This is a genomic window from Stenotrophomonas sp. As-7 (genome assembly GCF_030291015.1).
GTDB classification, from domain to species: Bacteria; Pseudomonadota; Gammaproteobacteria; order Xanthomonadales; family Xanthomonadaceae; genus Stenotrophomonas; species Stenotrophomonas lactitubi.
In genome coordinates this window covers 2311692-2330682 of sequence record NZ_CP127405.1, presented here as the reverse complement: position 1 = coordinate 2330682, position 18991 = coordinate 2311692, and the positions used below count along the sequence as shown (strand labels likewise).

The 18991-nt window shown below is 64.6% G+C and carries 15 protein-coding genes; 6 read left to right on the top strand and 9 right to left on the bottom strand.

Annotation, left to right across the window (positions count from 1 at the left end; genetic code table 11):
- Positions 1-4: 4 nt before the first annotated feature.
- The gene (locus QP457_RS10795; RefSeq protein ID WP_019186249.1) at positions 5-352 is read left to right on the top strand and encodes a metalloregulator ArsR/SmtB family transcription factor; all 348 of its coding nucleotides are present in this window, start codon (positions 5-7) and stop codon (positions 350-352) included.
- A 63-nt stretch (positions 353-415) separates the two neighbouring features.
- Complete coding sequence (locus QP457_RS10790; RefSeq protein WP_205404069.1) at positions 416-1462, top strand: NAD(P)/FAD-dependent oxidoreductase; 1047 nt, start codon at positions 416-418, stop codon at positions 1460-1462.
- A gap of 37 nt (positions 1463-1499) precedes the next feature.
- Here the strand turns inward: QP457_RS10790 and QP457_RS10785 are convergent, their stop codons facing one another.
- Positions 1500-1946, bottom strand: a complete 447-nt coding sequence (locus QP457_RS10785) for a hypothetical protein (RefSeq protein ID WP_205404068.1) — start codon at positions 1944-1946, stop codon at positions 1500-1502.
- Between the two features lie 1356 nt (positions 1947-3302).
- Between QP457_RS10785 and QP457_RS10780 the strand changes: the two genes are divergently transcribed.
- The 3 genes from QP457_RS10780 to QP457_RS10770 all read left to right on the top strand — a co-directional run bounded on the left by QP457_RS10780 (position 3303) and on the right by QP457_RS10770 (position 9994).
- Positions 3303-6677, top strand: coding sequence for an autotransporter serine protease (locus QP457_RS10780; RefSeq protein WP_205404066.1), 3375 nt, complete (start codon positions 3303-3305; stop codon positions 6675-6677).
- Positions 6678-6977: 300 nt separating this feature from the next.
- Positions 6978-7670, top strand: a complete 693-nt coding sequence (locus tag QP457_RS10775; RefSeq protein WP_306669843.1) for a response regulator transcription factor — start codon at positions 6978-6980, stop codon at positions 7668-7670.
- Positions 7667-9994 carry an ATP-binding protein gene (locus tag QP457_RS10770; RefSeq protein WP_286041591.1) on the top strand — a complete coding sequence of 776 codons (2328 nt, stop codon included), beginning with the start codon at positions 7667-7669 and terminating at the stop codon, positions 9992-9994. Before QP457_RS10775 ends, QP457_RS10770 begins: the two co-directional genes overlap by 4 nt.
- A 2-nt stretch (positions 9995-9996) precedes the next feature.
- Here QP457_RS10770 and QP457_RS10765 read toward each other — a convergent pair whose 3' ends face one another.
- The 4 genes from QP457_RS10765 to QP457_RS10750 form a co-directional block, all read right to left on the bottom strand.
- Positions 9997-10752 (bottom strand): SapC family protein, encoded by a 756-nt coding sequence (locus QP457_RS10765; RefSeq protein WP_100554115.1) that lies wholly within the window; start codon positions 10750-10752, stop codon positions 9997-9999.
- A 111-nt stretch (positions 10753-10863) separates the two neighbouring features.
- Positions 10864-11136 carry a hypothetical protein gene (locus tag QP457_RS10760; protein ID WP_025877210.1) on the bottom strand — a complete coding sequence of 91 codons (273 nt, stop codon included), beginning with the start codon at positions 11134-11136 and terminating at the stop codon, positions 10864-10866.
- A 248-nt stretch (positions 11137-11384) separates the two neighbouring features.
- The gene (fusA, locus tag QP457_RS10755) at positions 11385-13427 is read right to left on the bottom strand and encodes an elongation factor G (RefSeq protein WP_205404065.1); all 2043 of its coding nucleotides are present in this window, start codon (positions 13425-13427) and stop codon (positions 11385-11387) included.
- A gap of 399 nt (positions 13428-13826) precedes the next feature.
- Positions 13827-13988: a hypothetical protein gene (locus QP457_RS10750; protein WP_205404422.1), complete on the bottom strand. Its 162-nt coding sequence runs from the start codon at positions 13986-13988 to the stop codon at positions 13827-13829.
- A gap of 306 nt (positions 13989-14294) precedes the next feature.
- On the opposite strand from QP457_RS10750, the gene QP457_RS10745 reads away from it, so the two are divergent.
- Entirely contained in the window at positions 14295-15098 is an 804-nt protein-coding gene (locus tag QP457_RS10745; protein WP_205404064.1) for a lysozyme inhibitor LprI family protein, read from the top strand.
- Positions 15099-15285: 187 nt separating this feature from the next.
- Here the strand turns inward: QP457_RS10745 and QP457_RS10740 are convergent, their stop codons facing one another.
- From QP457_RS10740 to QP457_RS10725, 4 genes are all read right to left on the bottom strand, one after another.
- Positions 15286-16035 carry a hypothetical protein gene (locus tag QP457_RS10740; protein WP_205404063.1) on the bottom strand — a complete coding sequence of 250 codons (750 nt, stop codon included), beginning with the start codon at positions 16033-16035 and terminating at the stop codon, positions 15286-15288.
- Between the two features lie 69 nt (positions 16036-16104).
- Positions 16105-16866 carry a heme ABC transporter ATP-binding protein gene (locus QP457_RS10735; protein ID WP_205404062.1) on the bottom strand — a complete coding sequence of 254 codons (762 nt, stop codon included), beginning with the start codon at positions 16864-16866 and terminating at the stop codon, positions 16105-16107.
- Positions 16863-17906: an iron ABC transporter permease gene (locus QP457_RS10730; RefSeq protein WP_205404061.1), complete on the bottom strand. Its 1044-nt coding sequence runs from the start codon at positions 17904-17906 to the stop codon at positions 16863-16865. Before QP457_RS10730 ends, QP457_RS10735 begins: the two co-directional genes overlap by 4 nt.
- Positions 17903-18949, bottom strand: coding sequence for an ABC transporter substrate-binding protein (locus QP457_RS10725; RefSeq protein ID WP_205404060.1), 1047 nt, complete (start codon positions 18947-18949; stop codon positions 17903-17905). The genes QP457_RS10730 and QP457_RS10725 overlap by 4 nt, the downstream gene beginning before the upstream one ends.
- Between the last annotated feature and the right edge of the window lie 42 nt (positions 18950-18991).

The window sequence follows — 18991 nt, the reverse complement described above, 5'->3', positions numbered from 1 at the left end:
GCGCATGAGCAAAGGCACCCCCAAGGCGAACGCCATTGAGCAAGCAGTAAGCGTGCTGGCGGACCCCATTTTTCGGGCGCTCGCTGAGCCGTCGCGCTTGGCCGTGCTCAAGCGTGTGCTTCAGGTGGAACGTGCAGATATCGCGGAGATCGCCGCCGGCCTTCCACAAGAGCGATCCGTGGTCTCACGTCATCTGCAGGGACTCCACGATGCCGGGATCCTGCGCGCGGAGCGGGTGAGCCGTCAGGTCTACTACCAGGTCGATGGCCCGGCGATGGTTGCACGCCTGGAGCAGATCCTGCTGCAGGTCAGGGCGCTGGCCCCTTATTGCTGCCCCGGTGATTTGAAGTAATACCGCAGGCAATCCTTGATCCATCAACGCACCCCATATATATGCATATAGGCGCATACACGCATGAATAAATTGAATGTCGACGTCGTTGTGATCGGGGCAGGGCAGGCAGGCTTGGCGATGTCCTACCGGCTCAAGAACGCAGGCGTGTCGCACGTGGTTCTCGAACGACAACCGGCCGCTGGGGGCAGCTGGCCGTCGTACTACGACAGCCTGACCCTGTTCTCCCCGGCGGGATATTCCTCGCTGCCTGGCCTCGAGTTTCCCGGAGGAGCCAAGCGCTACCCCAAGCGCGACGAGGTCACCGCGTACCTGCGCCAGTATGCGTCTACCTTCGACCTGCCAGTGCGCGCCAACAGCGAGGTTGTCGAGGTCATCGCCGGAGCAAGCCAACATCGCGTCACACTTGCTGATGGAGCAGTCATTACCGCCCAGGCAGTGGTGGTGGCCACCGGTGGCTTCAATACTCCGTATCTGCCGGAGATCCCTGGAAGGCAGCTGTACCAAGGGACGATTGTGCACAGTTCGGCCTACCGCACACCCGCCGGTTTTGAGGGAAAGCGCGTCGTCGTCGTCGGCGCGGCCAACTCAGCGGTACAGATCGCGCACGAACTGCACTCCACTGCCAACGTCGTGCTGGCAACCCGCGAGCCAGTGAAGTTCATGCCACAACGGTTCCTCGGCTTCGATTTTCATGACTGGCTCAGGTGGACCGGTCTGGGCAATTCGCGTTGGCTGAGCGATCAGAGCACCCCCGTTCTGGATGATGGTCGTTATCGACACGCGCTGCGTACGGGTGCCATCTCCCGTCGAGAGATGTTCACTGCGTTTACCACTGATGGGGTGGTGTGGCCGAATGCAGAAATACAGGCAGTCGACGCTGTGATCTTCGCAACAGGCTTCCGGCAGAACACCTCATTTCTGCAACGGGAAGCCATGGGCCCGGACGGGCGAGCGCTACACAGCAAAGGCGTCTCCACCACAATCAAAGGACTCTACTACCTCGGGCTGCCGCTACAGCGTAATTTTGCCTCTGCCACGCTTCGCGGGGTGGGAAGTGACTCCGTCGGCATACTCTCCTCTATCGTGAGCCACTTGCGGTCCGCATAGGCCCTGGCTGTTCGCATGCCTCAAGCGCGGCTTCCACTCACCACCTTGCGTCCGCACTCCAGGACGAGAAATCCTGCCGCGCAGCTTCAAGTACCAGAGTCGGCGCCAAGATAAGCATCTGTGATGGCGAGCTCCCATGCAGGCGCGCATGCGGAGCAATCAGCCACTCAAGCTCCTCCCAACCTGAGGTCCGCTCGCCGCCCGAAACGCCATATTCGCCACGCAGAAGCGCCAGCACTGCGGAAAGGGCGATAGATGGTCTCCCAGCCGAATCGAGCTGCCATTGCGGGAACAGAAACGCATGACTTTCGGGGACCCACACGGCGAAGACGACGCCAGACTGCAGGCACTGTTCCAGCGAGCGCCCTTGTCGGGCATCCAGGTCCAGGAGTGATTCGAACGCCGCGGCGTCGAGCCACTCTGCCACAGCCTCCGCTCTTGCTTGAGCAGCCGCTGGGGTTTCCGGCGGAAGATCATTGCGCATTGTCTGCCTGCTGCATGAGCTACTGGTGTAAGAGTGCCACGGTCTCCACGTTCTAACGTGTGGGGGAAATGTCTCAATTCGCTAAGCTGGAGAAGGGAAATGTCGGCTGCCTGGTACGCCGATGACCCAGGGTCTCGATGCGTGCGGATGAATGGGCAAAGGCACTTGAAGGGAGCCTCAATCGGCGCACAATGAGGCTCGGACGCCAGCTTCTGGAAGACGACAATGCCCACCCCAATCACGCAAGAGGAAGCTTTCTTGGCGCTCACGTCTCTACTCGAGAAGGGGCAGGTGACTACTCAACGCAATCTTCGACAAGAACTCGGTGGGCGTGGCTCGGGCCCCACGCTAAAGAAGCACATTGAGGCATTTTACGCCCAGTTTGGCCCTCTGATGGAAACGTCAGCGAGCACTGATCCTCAAGGTGCCGATGAGCGTCTATCGCACCGGCCAGAGGATTTGGGTACGCCGATCTTGGCGACAGTGACAATCCCGGCGGATAGTCCGTGGCGGCAGCTTATTGATCTCCTCGCTGCTTGGGAATCAGACTTGCTGCGCCGAGAGAAGATCCTATCCAGGCGTGAGGTCGAATTGAGAAGTCAGGGCACAAAAGTACAGATTTAGTTGCGCCGCCAGCGAAAACGCAGTCGCGCTGAAAAAAGTACAAATTTACTTGGCGCAAAAGTACAAATTTAGTTGTCCCGTCAATTAGACAACCAGTAGACCGTCTCAGCAAAACGGGCCAAGCATTACCACGCAGAGCCCACGAAGGCGTGGATCCGGGCGATCCAAAATTTCGCATAATGTATATTATGTTCTAAGCCAGCCGACCTGGCTGCCACTTGCTCCTGCCCGGGCCCGCCAGCCCCACTACTGAGCTGCAACTACCTCCCAAGCCGGTCTCCCAGGCTGACGCCCCTGAGTTCGTCTACCTGGCGCGCCACCAATCCCAGGCCCGCCACGAGCACGCCCGCGCCGTTGAACCCAGCGATCGTCTCCCGATAGATCTGCCGAGCTCACACACGCTTTCTCACCAGATATCGCGCCGAGCCGCAATCAGCCGCTCAGCCTCAGCTGACGCCGGCGCGTCCATCAAATCTGCGCGCCTGGGCTGCAACCGAGCACCCAGATTCTGGTCACGCGTCCGGCGAACGCAACAGGCCAGCGGCACCAGCAGGTTGGCGTGCATTGCACCAGCAAGCCACTGGGGGTGATGCGCACTTGCCGACGTTACCACTTGGAGCGGCCCACAACCCCCGTCCAAGCGCCCGCTTCCGCACGCTCTCCAGCACCCGGCCCGCAAGCCCGGTGCAAATCGCCCACCTCGTCCCGTCACCCAATCAAGGAAGCTGCATGATGACTCGACTGCTGCACGACCGTTCGCCGCCCTCCCCTTCGCCCAACCCCTTAGCGATTGCCGTAATCAGTTCGCTGCTGCTGGCAACGGCGCTGCCCGCGATGGCCACCGAATCACTGGATGCCTGGCAGCAGCAGCGCCAATTGCAGGAAGGATGGGCGCAGCCGACGATCAGCAGCGTTACTGTTTCATCCGTTGCCGGCCCCGCCTCGGCGGCGCTTGCGCCAGCAGCGGTCGCCAGCACTGCCATTCTTGGCAATGCTGGTGATCCACAAAGCTGGCGCACCGATGAGTTCAAAGCGGACTGGGGTTTGGCTGCCATGGGCGCCGAGTTCGCCTACGCTCGCGGCCTGACCGCCAAAGGCGTCCGGCTGGGTGTTTTCGACGATGGCGCCGGCCTTGGGCATCCCGAGTTCGCAGGCAAGAACCATCGGAGCATCCGCCTGGCGGGCGTTCTTGCCGATGGCAGCTTGTGCCCGGCAGAAGTGATCGAAGGCCCCAACAGTTGCTTCAGGACCGATGGCGATCAGGTCCAGCTCACCTATCAGACCCTTGAGCCGCGATATGCCGCTTTGCTCAATCGAAACAACTATTTTGAAGGGGTCACCTATGGAACACATGGCACCCATGTGTCCGGGACGATCGCTGCCAATCGGGATGGCTCCGGCATGCACGGGGTAGCCTTCGGTGCCGACCTCAGTGTCGCCCGCCTGTTTTCCAACAGTGTGGCGCATCTCAGTGTTTCACCACGAATGACGCTCGAGCGAAGCTCCAAATCCGTCAGCGCCCCTACAGCGGCCTTCAGCCAGTTGTACGAACAGCTCGAACAACAGCAGATCCGGGCCATCAACCACAGCTGGGGGCTTGCTACCGAGCCGAGCACGGCCCAGCAGATGGACGTCTATCTGTCGCATGCGGTTTTCGCCGACAGGCTGGCCGTGATGGCCACCGCTTCGCGCAGGACCGGCCTCATTCAAGTATGGGCTGCAGGCAACACCGACGCACCCAATCCATCTCCACAACAGGCGCCGATCGCAGGCATGTACGCCACGCTGCCACGCGCACAGAAGGATGTTGAGCCGTATTGGCTGGCTGTCGTGAACGTCAATGAAGCCTTGGAGCTGAGCAATCGCTCCATGCGCTGCGGCCTGGCGGCAAACTGGTGCTTGGCAGCACCTGGCACGGCAATTCTTTCCACAACCTATGGCGCCAAAACCAAGCTTGACGCCACGCTTTCCAAGGACAGCGCTGGCAACGTCACAATTGACACGCGGAGCCTGCTGCCGGACTACGACTACGTCAAGAAGAGCGGAACCTCGATGGCCGCCCCGCACATCACCGGCGCATTGGGCCTGTTGTTCGAGCGCTTCCCCTATCTGGACAACGCGCAGGTGCGTGACGTCCTGCTGACAACGGCGCGTGACCTCGGCGCGCCGGGGGTGGACGATGTCTATGGCTGGGGCATGGTCGATCTGCGCAAGGCCATCGAGGGCTATGGCTCGCTGCGCGTGGACACCGACGTGGCAATGAACCAGAAGGCCGGCGGCCTGAAAGTCTGGGAAGGTGATGCCTGGGACGACTGGACCAACGACATCGCAGGCCCCGGCAAGCTGACCAAGTCCGGCATCGGTTGGCTGCGCCTGAGCGGCGACAACAGTTTCAACGGCGCGGTGCTGCGCGAGGGCACGCTGGAGTTGAACGGCAGCAACGCCCTCACCTCTGCAGTCGAGGTGCAGAGCGGCCAGCTCCTGCTCAACGGCACTCTGGTTTCCACTGCACTGAACACCACCGGCGGCGTCAGCACGATCAGCGCCAGCGGCGTACTGAAGGACAGCAACCTGGTGGTCAACGGCGGCGTGATCTCCTTCAACGGCACGCAGACCGGCGGCACCACCACGGTCGGCGCCAACGGCCTGCTGAAGGGCATCGGCACGCTCGGCAACACCCGTGTGGATGGCATCATCGCGCCCGGCAATTCCATCGGCACGCTGACCATCAACGGCAACTACGTGCAGGGCGCTACCGGCACCTATGCGGCCGAGCTCGCACCGGGCAGCCGCAGTGACCAGCTGCACGTCACCGGCACTGCGACGCTGGGCGGAACCTTGCTGGCACTACCCGAGCCGGGTGTGTATTACCTGGGAGAACAGTTCAACGTGCTGCGCGCCGATGGCGGCGTGAGCGGCCAGTTCGCGAAGACCGATTTCAGCGCGTTCTCACCCTTCCTGCAGTTCAGTGTGGCCTACGCCGCCAATACCACGCGCATTGACGTGGCCCGCGGCGCCCTGCTGGCAACCGCGGCCAGTACGCCGAACCAGCGCGCCGTGGCCGCTGCTGCCGATACCCTCGCGATCAACCAGGGCCTTCCCAAGCCGTTGACCCAGCTGTTCCCTCAGCAGGTGGCGGCCGTACTGGATGACCTGAGTGGCGAACTGCACGCTGCGACGCCGCTGGCGCTGGTCGAAAGCAGTCGCTATGTGCGTGATGCGGCGTTGTCGCGCCGCGCCGGCGTAGCCGCACCAGGCGCCGGTGGAAACGACGCCACCGGGGTCTGGGTGCAGGCGATCGGCGGCAACGGCAAGCTGGATGGCAATGCCGGAACGGCACGCACCGAAGCCAACAGCAACGGCCTGCTGGTCGGCATCGACCGTGAGTTCGATGGATGGCAGGTCGGCCTGCTGGCCGGCACCGGCCGCACCGACGTGAAGCAGCAGGATGGTCGGCGTGCCAAGTCGAAGATCGACAACGCCCACTTCGGCGCCTACGCCAGCCACAACTGGGGTGGCTTCGGCCTGCGCGGCGGCGTGGCCTGGAGCAAGCACGAAGTGGAAAGCACCCGCGAGGTGGCATTCGCGGGCTTCAGCGACACCTTGAGCGCGCGCTATGACGGCCGCACGCGTCAAGCCTTCCTTGAAGCCGGTTATCGCTTTGGCGGGCCCGAGGGCGGGTTGGAGCCGTATCTGCAGGTTGCGCGGGTGGAAGTGGACCTGAAGCGCATCAACGAGCACGGAGGTGCGGCGGCGCTGCGGGGCGAGGTCGACGACACCGGCACCACCGTGGCCACCGCCGGCCTGCGTTTCGACAAGGGACTGAAGGCCTCGTTCCAGCAGGAAAGCTGGCTGCACCTGCGCGGTGCGGTGGGCTACCGCCAAGCATCTGGCGACCGCAGCCAGGTGGCCAACCTCGCCTTCGTCAACGGTGGCACCGCGTTTGCAGTCAGTGGCGCTCCCATTGCTGACAGCGCGGTGGTCGCCGAACTGGGCGTGTCGGCATGGCTGAGTCCGCGCCAGCAGTTGGAACTGGGCTACAGCGGCCAGTTCGGCAGTGAAAGCCGCGACCATGGCGCGAACGCGCGGTGGTCGGTGCGGTTCTGATTGCAGCACGCACATTGAGTGGCATTGGGGCGGCCTTGCGGCCGCCCCTTTTCTAAGTTCATGGAGGATCCGCTGTCGTTGGCGTGCCCGTCGAGCGTGACGCGTCACGTTAATGGTCGCCGCCACACCCGGATTCAGGAGCGCCGCATGCGAAAACGGCAGCGAGCGCTTCACGAATATTGCGATGATCAAAGACGCAACAGGCTGCGCTGACGGCCCCGCGCAGCGCCATTCCCGACACAGAGCTCCAGCTTTTACCAACTCCGCTCTAGGAAAAGTCTCAAAAATCGAACGTTTTCGATGCTCGACGCGACAGCAGCGCCAGAATGGGCGCCACGCCACTCGGCGCTGACAACACTGCTGCGCATGAACGGATTCCCTGCACCGCGCCGGCTTCGCCTGGCGCTGCTCGATGACCATGACGTCGTCCGCCGCGGCACGGCCTTTCATCTCGGCAACGACAGCCGCTTCGAGATCGTCGCCAGCCACAGTGACAGCCAGGCCTTCGTGCTGGCCCTGCAGCAGTGCCGCGCGGATGTGGCGATCATCGACATCACCCTGGCACCGGGTGATATCAGCGGCGCCGACCTCGTCCAGCATCTTCGACAGGCGCTGCCGCGGGTAACGCTGCTTGGCTTCGCCGGGCAGAATTCGGTTGCGATCATCAACCACCTGCTGGATGCGGGAATCAGCGGCTTTGTCGGCAAATCCGAGCCTTTGGCTGAACTCTCCGACGCGGTTGTGCGCGTCTCGCAAGGACTTTGCCGGATACCGCCCTCGTGCAAGTTGCTGACGCCCTGCGATTCCCTGAGCCGGAATGAGCGCGAGGTCATTCGATTGGTTCTGGACGGGCTGACCGTCTCCGAGATTGCCCTGCACCGGCACCGCAGCGTCAAGACCGTCAGCACGCAGAAGATTGCCGCCCTGCGCAAGCTGGGGCTGCGCAACGACGCGGAGATCTTCGCCATGCGGCAGCAGCTGGAGGCCCTGTGACCGCGCTGTTGAAGCGCGCCCGCAAATCCCTGCTGCTGGCGTTGCTCACATTGCTTCCCTGCACGTCCGCCGGCGACATCCAGCACGGAGAATGGGCGGCTGGGCGCGAGGTCCGGGTGGCTGCAGGGCCCACGCTGCACCCTGCCCCCGAAGATGCTGCCAACACGGAAGTGCTGCAGACGCTGGCGCATGGCTATGCTGCGCTCGTTGCCCGCCATTCTGGCCTGGCCTTCGTTGAAGTCTCCTTCCCCAGCACCCTGGCAGCGATGAGTGCCGTCTGCGATGGACGGGCTGATCTGGTGCTGGTGCAGGGTGCTGGCGATGGCGCGCACCTGCCCTGCCCCAGCCTGGCGCCATCGCGCAGCTTTCATGGCGGCGCGAGCGTGCTCGCCGGCCGCATCGGTGAGCGCTTGCCGCGGCGGGTTGCCGATGCCGGCACGCTGCGGATCGCTGCCGTTGACGGAGGCCCCTATCCGGCGTGGCTGGCCGAGCACTATCCCGCAGTGCCCGTGCTGCCCCAGCCGAGCATGCGGGCGGCGTTGGCTGCGGTGGATGCTGGCATTGCCGACGCTGCAATCGGCCTGGAATCCACCGTGCGCGCGATGACGCGGCGCTACTTTTCCCACAGCCTGCGCCTGCAAGTGCTCGACGCCAGCTTTCCGACCCAGCTGCACCTGCTTGCCAGGCGCGAAGACCAGGAACTGCTTGAGCGCATCGAGGCAGCACTGGATGACATCACCATCGAAGAACATGCCCAGCTCCTGCAGCGCTGGGCCCAGCAGGCGTTGCCAACCGCGTTCGGCCACAAGGCCCGCGGAGGTTTCGATGGTGCCACTCTCTGGCTATTGCCATCCGCTGCCCTGCTGCTGACGCTTCCCTTGCTGGCTGTGCGCAGATTGCGCCAGCAGCAGGGCCGTGATCGGAAGCACGCACAGATGACAGGCATGATCAGCCATGAGGTGCGCAATTCCGCCCAGGCCGTCATGGCGTCAATCGACCTGCTGGGACAGGCGCCACTGCCGGCCAGCCAGCGCGAACTGGTGGCCGCCGCTGCAAATGCGGGCCACGCGCTGCGCGGACTGCTCAATCGCACACTGGATTTCTCCCGCCTGGCCAGCGGCACTTTCCGGCCAAAGCGAGAGCCCTGCGACGTCCCCGCGCTCTGCAGGCAGGCACTGCAGGCCATCGCACCCCAGGCGCAGAAGAAAGCGCTGACCCTGCAGCTCTGCGTGCCGCAGAAGCCGTTCCCGCTGCTGGCGACAGACCCGGACTGCCTGCGGCAACTGCTCGACAACCTGCTCGGCAATGCCGTCAAGTTCACTGATGTAGGCGGCATTGAGCTGCGCCTGCAGCTGGATGCGCCAGCAAAGCCCGCAGCACTGCTGATGGAAGTCATCGACAGCGGCATCGGCATCACGCCAGCGCAGATGGCTGGGCTGTTCGAGCCCTTCCAGCAGGCCGACGCGGGCAGGCAGCGCGGTGGCAGCGGGTTGGGCCTGTCCATCTGTCGCACGCTGGCCGAAGCCATGGGCGGCACTCTGGATGTTCATAGCGTGCATGGACGTGGCAGCCGCTTCATTCTGCATCTGCCCGTGCAACCGGCGCAGGATGATGCGCAGGCCGCTTCAACAGCGCCCCCCCTGCCCCGGCTGGACGGCTTGCGCATCCTGCTGGTCGAGGACCACGCGCTGAACCGACAGGTCATTGCAGCCCAGCTGCGGTGCTGGGGCGCGACGGTGCAGGAGGCTGCCAACGCCGGCGATGCATTGGCACTGCAGAAGGAGGTGCCCTGCCCGCTGGTGATGCTGGATATCGGCCTGCCGGGAATGGATGGCTATGCGTTGGCCCGGCAATTGCGATTGCATGAGGCAGAAGGAGCGCCTCGTGCCCGGCTGCTTGCGCTTTCCGCCTTCAGCGGTGGCGACCATGCGCTGCGCTGCCAGGCGGCCGGCATCGATGCAGTGCTGGTCAAGCCGCTGCAGATCGATGCGCTGCTGCAGGCGCTCGATCAGCCTGTGGCCGCCACTACCAGCGAGAGCATTGCCCAGGAACTGGTGGCCGCCTACGAAGAAGATATCGATCATGAACTGCAATGCCTGCATGAAGCGATCGGTCATTGCGATGCCGTGCGGTTGCGCCATCACGCGCATCGACTGCAGGGAGCGCTGCAGATGCTCGGCGCGGGCGGCATGGCGGCACTTGCCGGTGAACTCTGGGAGTTGGGTGACTGCGTGCCACCCAGGTGGGACGATGCGCGCCAGGTGCTGGCCGAGATGCAACGCTGGCGCGGCTCCCGGGGTGCGGGAACCGCGCCGGCCGCCTGAAATCAGGCGGCGTTGCGGCCCGCCTGGCGGCGGGTCAGGTCGTTGAAGCGACCCAGCGACATCAGATGCTGGTGGATCAGCGCCAGCCAGCCGTTGCGGTGCCATTCGACGACGGTCGCGTCCGGAAGCGCGATGAACTTCTCCACGTCGACCACGAAGAAGCCATTGAGGTTGAACTCGCGGCCATCAGGCAGGCGCACGGTTGCATTGCGCTCGACCAGCAGGCCGTTGTCGACCAGCGCCTTGGAGAACGCCTGGGTCTGTTCGTGCTCGCGGGTGAACTGGCCGCAGAACTCGAGTGCCTGCTGCACCATGTCGGTAGCCTTGCCATCGACGAACAGCGGCTGGCCTTCTTCGCCACCACGGACAACGCGCGGGCTGTCTTCATCGATGCCGAGCAGGAAGTCATTGTCCGCGCCGGTGTCGATGAAGATGAAGGGATGGCGGCGCAGGTAGGCCGGGATGTAGGTCTCGTCGTCCCACAGGCCATCGGTGATGAACAGGTTGTCGGTGGTCACACCCACGGCGGCCATCGGCACCGCGCTCGGGCCTGCGAACAGGATCGGGAAGTGGTGCAGCGCCAGCGAGAACTCGCCCAGCACCAGCGGGATCGAGTTGCTGCTGGCAGCGAATTCGAGCTTGCCCGGCAGGATGCGCAGATCGGCGTGCAGATCTGCCTGCAGCGGCACCGGACGGGTGTAGAACAGGGGCGCGCTGCTCGGCGCAGCTTCGGTGGTGGTGTCGCTGGTGGTGGTCATCGTGGAAACCATGTCGATCATGCGCGCCTGCCATCCCGGGCGCGCCAGCGGGAACAACCTGAATCCCGCATTATCAACAAGGCAGGTGACAACGGCCACCCCGCGGCCGACTTATTTCAGCTGCAACGGGTAACGCTGCCACAGAACGTGGACCAGGAAGCCGGCCAGTTCGGTGTCACGTGCACTGACCGCCGCGCGGATCTTGTCCAGCAGGACCATGTCGCTGCAATGCCGCACATCAGCGTGATTGGCCTGCCCTGCGCGCCGCGCCCGATAGCGCGCGGCCCGCTGCGCGTCGCTCATTGCGTACCCGAACTTGGGCGGCCGACCGCGTTTGCGCGGCAGGGTCAGCTCCAGGGTTCCGGGATCATTGTCATCACGCATGGGCAGGGTGCGGGCGGCGGCAAGCAACGGGGGGTGCGCAATTTATCGTGAGGCATCACTTTAATCCAGCTTTTTCTGCAGTTTTGTTGCAATGCAGTGCAAGTGCGTGGCGCACGGATGACACCCATCCACGCATGGCGTGGATCTACCGAAGGCCAGCTTTGCAGTAGATCCACGCCATGCGTGGATACGGACACCAATATCACACAAAAAAAGGGAGCCCGCGAACGGGCTCCCCTGCTCCTTCCTTACGACGCACGCACCGGCTCGTAGCCATGCAGATGCGATTCGCTGCTGGCGCGTCCCTGGCTCAGCGAACGCAGCGAGGTCGTGTAACCGACCAGCTGCGCCAGCGGCGCGAAACCGCTGACTTCGGCGCGACCGTCCTGGTCGTCGATGCGGGCGACGCGGCCATGGCGACGATTCAGATCGCCCACCACGTCACCCACCGAGGCAGACGGCGAATGCACCGTCACCGCCATCACCGGCTCCAGCAATTGCGTGCCGCTGGCCGCCAGCGCGGCCTTGATGCCCTCGCTGCCCGCCCGATGGAACGCCATCTCCGACGAATCCTTCGCGTGGGTCTGGCCATCCACCAGGCTGACTTCGATGCCGACCACCGGATGGCCCTGGGGGCCTTCCGACAGCGCCGCACGAACGCCCTTCTCCACCGCAGCGATGAAGTTGCGCGGCACCACGCCACCAACGATGCGGTCATTGAACACAACCTCGCCGTCGTCGCGCGGCGCCACATCCAGCACCACGTGTGCAAACTGGCCCTGGCCACCGGTCTGCTTGACCAATCGGCCAACCACACCTTCAACGGCACGCTGCGGCGTCTCCTGATACGCCACGCGTGGCGCGCCAATGCCGATGTCCAGCTTCCATTCGCTGCGCAGGCGCTCGACCATCACTTCCAGGTGCAGCTCGCCCATGCCCCAAGCCAGGGTTTCACCGGTGTCGCGATCGGTTTCCACCCGGAACGAGGGATCTTCCTGGGCCAGGCTGGCCAGACCTTGCGCCAAACGGATCAGATCAGCCGCACGCGCCGGCTCCAACCGCCATGCCAGCACCGGGGCCTGCGCCTGGATGCTCTCCAGAAGCAACGGCTGCCCTCGCCCGCTCAGCGTTTCACCGCTGACCGCATCCTTCCAGCCCAGCACCGCCACGATGTCGCCGGCCACGGCCTGCCCGATGTCCTGGGTCTGGTCGGCCTGCACGCGCACCAGCCGGCTGATGCGGCGCCCTTGCGGGTGCTGCGAGCTGGCCACGTTGTCGCCCACCTTCAAGGTGCCCGAGTACAGCCGCACGAAACTCAACGCGCCGTGCTGCTGGTGGGTGATCTTGAACAGCAGGCCCGCCAACGGGCCGTCCGGGTCCGGCGGCAGCAGGACGTCGCCGCCCTCGCTTTCAGCGGTAACGGCAGGACGATCCAACGGCGACGGCAGGTAATCGACCACTGCATCCAGCAGCGTTTCGATGCCCTTGTCCTTGAACGCGGCACCGGCCAGCACCGGCACGCCGGCACCCGCCAACGTCGCGCGGCGGATCGCTGCGCGCAGCATCGCCGCGTCGATGTCACGGCCTTCCAGCCACGCCGTTGCCAGCACATCGTCATGGTCGGCCACGGCCTCGACCAGCGCATTGCGCTGCGGCTGCCACTGCGCGCGCTCGGCGTCGCTCCAGGCCGTCACCGTCGCCGCGCCACCGTCCTGCCAGTGCAGCACGCGGCCATCGACCAGGTCGACCCAGCCATGGAAGTCACCTTCGCTGCCCAGCGGCATACCCAGCGCCCACGGTCGCGCCCGCAGCTTGTCCTGCAGCTGTTCCAGCACGCGCTCGAACGAGGCGCCGATGCGATCCATCTTGTTGACGAACGCAATCAACGGCACGCCATGCCGGCGAGCCTGGCGCCACACGGTTTCCGACTGCGGCTGCACGCCGTCCACGGCCGAGAACACGGCCACGGCACCGTCGAGCACGCGCAGCGAGCGCTCGACTTCGATGGCGAAGTCGATGTGGCCGGGGGTGTCGATCAGGGTCAGCTGATGCAGCGGCAGATCGCGCGGCGCCCATTGCGCGTGTACGGCGGCGGCGCCGATGGTGATGCCACGCTCGCGCTCGATCGCCGAGAAGTCGGTGGTCGCGTTGCCGTCATGCACTTCGCCGACGCGGTGGATCTCGCCGGTCTTCCACAGAAGGCGTTCGGTAAGGGTGGTTTTGCCAGCGTCGATGTGGGCAATGATGCCGAGGTTGCGAAGACGCGACAGAGTCTGGGTATTGGTGTTCATGAGATGGGTTCCTGCTGGGCCAACTTCGGGGGCCGCACACCCCGGTTGGCTACAGGGTGTGCGGCTGACGTTCGGTCTCGGCGATCTGGTGCATGGCACGTTCTCCTTGGTGTTGCGCATTGAATGAAATGGCGGAAACGAAAAGAGCGCCCCGGAGGGCGCTCTGTGGATGGTCCAGCGAAGGCCGCGATCAGCGGCCTCGTGGGGCTCCAGGCAGACACGCCCGTTCCGCGCTTGCGCGGGTCAGGGTGAAAAACTTCAGGAGCGGCATCCGGTTCATGGGGCGCATTCTAGACCTGCCAATCTGGCGCGCAAGTGAATATTGCACACGTATATGGAACGATGAGCCCCAAGGTAGAGCCACCCCATGGGTGGCTGCTACGCAGGCCAACAGGCGCCTTACTTGCAGTCGTGCAGCCGGCGAGCATCACCCACGGTCGCCGCATGCTGCTCTACGGTCGACACCCAGCCCTTCAGGGACATTGCCGGGTCGGTGTGCGGCTTGCGCGGCCCGCCATGAATCAGCACTTCGGTCCAGCTGCCGGTTACTGGCAATCTCACCCCATGGCACATGGCGACTCATGCCGTTTCGCCGCCGCTTACTTGGTGAGGTCTGGCTTGGCCAGACAAGTCCTCGTCGCAAGGATGTCGCTAAAGCCCCGCCGCAAAGCCTGCCTGCGGACCACTCGCTTGGACGTCGCAACAGCGCAAAGATCCGTGCCACCACGCGTTTGTCGAGTAGATGCAGATCTGGGTCTGCGCACAAGGCTCCAAGCACTTGCCTGGGCGACCAGGCGCATCCAATGATTTCGTACGCCACCTGCGCAAGCTCCCGAAGATCGATCCCGAGAAACAAACGGCCTGACTTTGAATATCCTCGCCCTGATACTGACATCGACCAATCTCATTCACATCTTCACCACCGGACCGGAATTTGTCCGAGAGAACCCAAACAACTTCCATTGCAACCAGCCTGATGTAATCGCGAAAGCAGTGGAAAAAGTAAGATCCGAAGCCCGGGATCGCATGTATGTAGAAGGGCTATCCCAACTTTCAACGCCCCGCAGATCAACCGACGACCTGGAGGAACTGGTTGATTCGATTCCAATCGATCTCAGAGTCACCCAGACCAAAGCGTCAGAAAGCGCCTTTGCGCTCATCGAATGTGAAGCCACGATAGAGTTTGAAATTCCGGATCACACCATGAATGTGATACGCAGGGATCAACGCTCCAAGGACGTCACGACACGCGGCCACGCGCAACTCACCGACAAGGGAATTTTCTGGGGCAATTTTAGATTTGGGGTTGAATTTGACGGAAGGAGGCCAACCATTGTCGAGCTGTCTGGCCTGCAATTTCCACAAGTCCTACTGTCAACCATTGCGATCACGATAGCGGACAGCGACATCATCCTTGAGCGTCGTCTGGCAATGGTCGCTGCCGATTTTTACATCGTGGATAGAGACCTCAACTCCTTCTGGAGGGCGCTCTCGACACAGCAGCGCCTGCGCATGCGAAGGTCGCAGCGCGAGTGGATTGTCGAGAAGGTGAGAACCTGCAGCGATGTTGATGGAAAAGGTTACGAGTCCCTGACGATCGTTGAGAAAATTGACGTTCTCAATTGCCATCGCAGAATGACAGAGGAGCGGCTGACACGCCTTTACAACTAGCCGCGCCTCGCAGAAAGGTGCGGCCACTGCCGTCAACATCATAGCCTTGGGCCCGAGCAGGCCAGCGACACGTACGGGGCATTCAGCAGTACAACATAGGTACCGCTGACGCTCCACATCGGCTCCGTCCATGAACCCAGCCAGGACCGCGCCTCAAGACTGAATATCTTGAGTTCCCCAAACGCCCTTACTTGCAGTCGTGCAGCCGGCGGGCATCGCCCACGGTTGCCGCCTGCTGTTCAACGGTCGACACCCAGCCTTTCAGGGACATTGCCGGGTCGGTGCGCGGCTTGCGCGCACCTCCATGGATCACCACTTCGGTCCAGCTGTCGTTGGGCGCCAGTTCGGCCAGGCGCGCGGCCTGGTCTTCATCGGTGCTGAAGGTGTCGTCCGGCGAGGACGGCTTTGCGTTGTTGACCGTCGCCTGCTTGCGCACGCGCACGCGCAGGGCGCCGTCCGGCATGCGTTGGGTGGCTACCTCGTAGCGCTCCACGCCGTAGGCCCACGTCGATTCGCCAGGGCGACGCATCTCGCTGCCGTCATCGGCAACCTCGACCGACTCGCCAGTGACCGCGCCCAGCGCGGCAATGCCGCCGAAGCCAGCCATCATCGCCTCGTAGGCCACCATCTGCCGCTGCTCGATCGACAGCGTGCCGGCCTCGGGCTTCATGCCAGGCAGGTTGAGGTACGCCGCCTTCTTGCACAGCAGCAGGACACGCTTGTCCTCCCAGGCCATGCCGATCTCGCCGTTGCCGAAGTATTCGGTGGTGAAGGATGAAACCGCTGCTCCCTTGCCAGTCGAATGCCGCGTCTCAATCAGCGATGCCTGCTCGGATGCAGTCATCAACGAAACCTTGGTGGTCGCAGCAGCACTTGCAGCACCGGCAACGCCGATCAAGGCGACAAACAGGGCGCAACGCGGGCGGGAGAGAGTCATCAGGCCATTCCTTTGCAAAAAATCGAGCCGCACATGATACGCGGCACAGCCTAGCGTGCCCGCTTCGCCTCAGGTAACCACCACCAACGGCACACCGCGGCGCGGATGCTGCAGCACCACCACGTCCTGCTGGTAGACGCGCTGCAGGTTGGCCTCGGTCAGCACCTCCGAAGGCGCGCCGTCAGCGGCCACCCTGCCCTGTTCCAGCAGCACGATGCGATCGGAGTAGCCGGCCGCCAGGTTGAGGTCATGCAGCACCACGATCACGCACGCGCCCGCTTCGGCGCAGGCACGCACGCTGTGCAGGGTGCGCTCCTGATGGCGCAGATCCAGCGCAGCCGTGGGCTCATCCAGCAACAGCAACGGCGTGTCCTGTGCCAGCACACGGGCGAAGGTGGTCCGCGCCGATTCACCACCCGACAGCTGCTGCACTTCGCGCAGGCGCAGCGCCTGCAGTTCGGCAGCATCGATTGCGCTTTCCACCTGCGCATCGTCCACCTGCGGATCCGGCGGATGCGGCAGGCGCCCCATCGCCACGACTTCTTCCACGCTGAAGGCGAAGCGCACGCCGTGCTCCTGCGGCATCACCGCACGTTCGCGTGCCAGCGGCCCGGCCTTGTAGTCCCGCAGCGGGCGCCCGTGCAGATGCACGTCGCCACCGTCGGCGCGCAGATCGCCGGCCGCCACACCGAGAAGGGTGGACTTGCCGGCGCCATTGGGCCCCACCAGCGCCGTCACCGTGCCGGGCTGGAATGCGAGGGTGATGCCATGCAGGATCTCGCGCTGCTGGCGGCGCACCACCACGTCGCGCAATTGCAGAAAAGCGCTCATGCGACTGCCTTGCGACGCTGCTGCAGCACCAGCCACAGGAAGAACGGCGCACCCAGCGCGGCCGAGAACAGGCCCAGTGGAATCTCGGCAGGCGGGTCCAATGTGCGCGCAGCGGTGTCGGCCACCACGATCAGCAGCGCCCCCAACAGCCCCGACAACGGCAGCAGCCAGCGATGGCCGGGACCAACCAGCAAACGTGCCACGTGCGGCACCACCAGGCCGACAAAGCTGATCGAACCGGCGAACGCCACCGCAGCACCGACCAGCAGCGCACTGAACGCCACCAGCAGGCGTCGCGTACGCGCCACATCCAGCCCCAGGTGCTGAGCCTGACGCTCACCCAGCGCCAGCATGTCCAGCGGCGTGGCCAGGCGCTGCAGCGCGAATGCGCCGATGGCGAACAGCGGCAGCACCGCCACCACATCAGCCCAGTTGGCCCGCGCCAACGAGCCCATCTGCCAGAACACCAGCGATTGCAGCTCGCTTTCGTTGGCGATGTAGGTGAGGAAACCGATCAGGGCCGAGCAGAAGGCGGCCATCGCAATGCCCACCAGCAACAGCGTGGCATTGCCGCTGCCCTTGCCCGGCCGCGCCAGCGCGTAGGTCAGCCCGATCGCGGCGGCACCGCCGCCGAATGCCGCCACCGGCACCAGCCAGCCGGCTGCACCCGCGGCACCGAGCACGATCGCCGCCACCGCGCCCAGCGCAGCGCCCTGGCTGACACCGACGATGCCCGGATCGGCCAGCGGATTGCCGAACAGTCCCTGCAGACTGGCGCCGGCCATCGCCAGCGCCGCGCCCACCATGGCCCCCAGCAGCGCACGCGGAATGCGCAGCTGCCACACCACGGCCAGGTCACGACTGCTGACCGATTGCGGATCGAGCAGGCCCAGCTTCACCGCCAGCGCCTGCATCACTTCCAATGGCGGCAGCCGCAGCGGCCCAACGGCGAACGACGCCAGCACCGCACCCAGCAGCGCGACCAGCGCAATCAACAACATCGTCCGCCCGCGACGGCGGCGTCGATCCGCAGGACTCATGCCTTCGGCAGCGCCGCCAGCGCCTGGGCCAGAGCCAACGCGCCCGCACCGGAACCGATGCTGGCGTACTTCAGCTGCGCATCCGGCATCACCCAGACCCGGTTGGCCTGTCCGGCCGGGGTCTGCTTCAGCGTCGGGTAGGCCTTCCACAGGCCCTCGGCGCCGCCGAACAACTGCAGGTCATGCTCGGTCACCAGGATCACCTCCGGTGCCGCCGCAACCACGCCCTCGTTGCTCAGTCGCGAATAGTTGGCCACACCGGCCTCGGTGCCGATGTTGATGCCGCCTGCCAGCGCGATCAGCTTGGCCGACGCGCTGTCGGCACCGGCCACGGTCGGCGCACCGCCGGCACCCGTTGCCGAGACATGGATCACCCGAGGCGCATGCCCCAGGCCCTTGCCGATCACAGCCGCCTCGTCCAGCTGGCGCTGCACCAGCGTGGCCAGGGTCTGCCCTGCGTCGGCCACGCCGAGCACGGCGGCAATCTTGCGCACCTTGTCCGGTGCCGGCTGCAGGTCATCGATCACGACCGCAGGCTCGCCCACTTCGCGCAGCTTCTTTGCCAGTTCGGTGTGACGGCGCAGGCTGTTGCCGATGAACAGCGAGCCCTGCAGGCTCAGCACGCCTTCCACGCCGGTGGTGCGGTTGAACAGGAACTGGTGCGGTGCGGCCAGGCCTGCCTGGGTGGTGGTGTTGGTCGGCGCGGCAAACACCTGCTGGCCCAGCCCCAACGCTTCGATCACCGCGATGATGTCGTCACCGCCGGCAATGATCCGGCTGGTGTCGGCCACATCCACATCGGCGCCATCATCGGACTGCACCTTGCTCGGCAGCACTGCCTGCTGCCCCGGCAGGGTCGGCACATCATCGCCCGCCACCCGCTGCCAGCCTGCGGGAAGTGCCCCGGCCTCGGCGGCGGCGGCAGTCGGCGCGGCCTTGTCGGGGGTGCCCGAAGACGGCGGCGCCTTGTCGCCACAGGCGGCCAGCACCAGCGAAACGGCAAGCGGGAGCGCACACAGGCGCAGGCGGGAAGCGATGTTCATGCAGGTTCTCCTTGCTGGCAGGGCGACGGGGTGCCGCCCTGC